Here is a 1152-nt window from a genome sequence, read left to right on the forward strand (position 1 = left end):
CGAGCCGGACGGCTACATCGACCACTTCCAGTCCGTGCACGCCGGTGAGGGTGAGGAGACGGGCGGGGGCGCGCAAGGCAGCGACGCCATCTGGTCGCACCGCTGGTATGCCTTCTACAACAACATCGGCGTGACCGGGCCGTCGTTCAACAAGTACGGCGGCGTCCGGATCGGCAACACCAACCTCTGGATCGGCGACTACACCGTCGAGCCGGAGAACGGCGGCGTCGGCGTCTTCGCGCACGAGTTCGGCCACGACCTCGGCCTGCCCGACCTCTACGACACCTCCGGCAACACCGGCGGGGCGGAGAACTCGACCGGCTTCTGGACGCTCTACTCGTCCGGCTCCTACGGCAGCAGCGGCAAGCCCGACGACGGCATCGGCACCGAGCCGATCCCGATGTCGGCCTACGAGAAGATCCTCCTCGGCTGGTCGAACTATGAGGCCGTCGGCTACCAGCAGTCGGCCTCGACCAAGCTCGGCCCGTCGACGGCGAACACGAAGCAGGCCCAGGCGCTCGTGGCCCTGCTGCCGGACAAGAAGATCACGAAGAACGTCGGCACACCGTATGCCGGGTCGTCCTTCTACTTCTCCGGGAGCGGGAACAACCTCGACAACACGATGACGCGGTCGGTGGGCCTGCCCTCCGGCAGTCCGACCCTTTCCGCCAAGGTGCGCTACGACATCGAACCGGGCTGGGACTACGCCTACCTGACCGTCAACGGCAACGCCGTGGCGACGAGCCTGTCGACCGACGCCAACCCCAACGGGCAGAACTTCGGCCACGGCATCACCGGCACCAGCGGCGGCACCTGGGTCGACCTGACGGCGGACCTGTCCGCCTTCGCCGGACAGACGGTGACCCTCGGGTTCCGCTACTGGACCGACGTCGCGGCGACCTACCCCGGCCTCTCGATCGACGACATCGCGATCACGGGCCAGGCCGTCGACGGGGCGGAGAGCGACCCAGGTTGGACCTACAAGGGCTTCGTGCGCACGGACGGCGACATCGTCACCTCGCACTTCAACGCCTACTTCGCCGAGTACCGCACCTACCGCGGCTACGACCGGGGTCTGGCAACGAGCCCGTACAACTTCGGCTTCCCCGACACGATGCCGAACTGGGTGGAGCACTTCCCCTACCAGGACGG

1 protein-coding gene is annotated in these 1152 nt (G+C 67.4%); it reads left to right on the top strand.

Annotated features, from left to right (window positions below; all coding sequences use genetic code 11):
- Window positions 1-1152, top strand: a 1152-nt coding sequence (locus N864_RS22435) for a M6 family metalloprotease domain-containing protein (RefSeq protein WP_034722824.1), incomplete at both ends; no start/stop codon positions are given.

This window comes from Intrasporangium chromatireducens Q5-1 (genome assembly GCF_000576575.1).
In the GTDB taxonomy this organism is placed as follows: Bacteria; Actinomycetota; Actinomycetes; order Actinomycetales; family Dermatophilaceae; genus Intrasporangium_A; species Intrasporangium_A chromatireducens.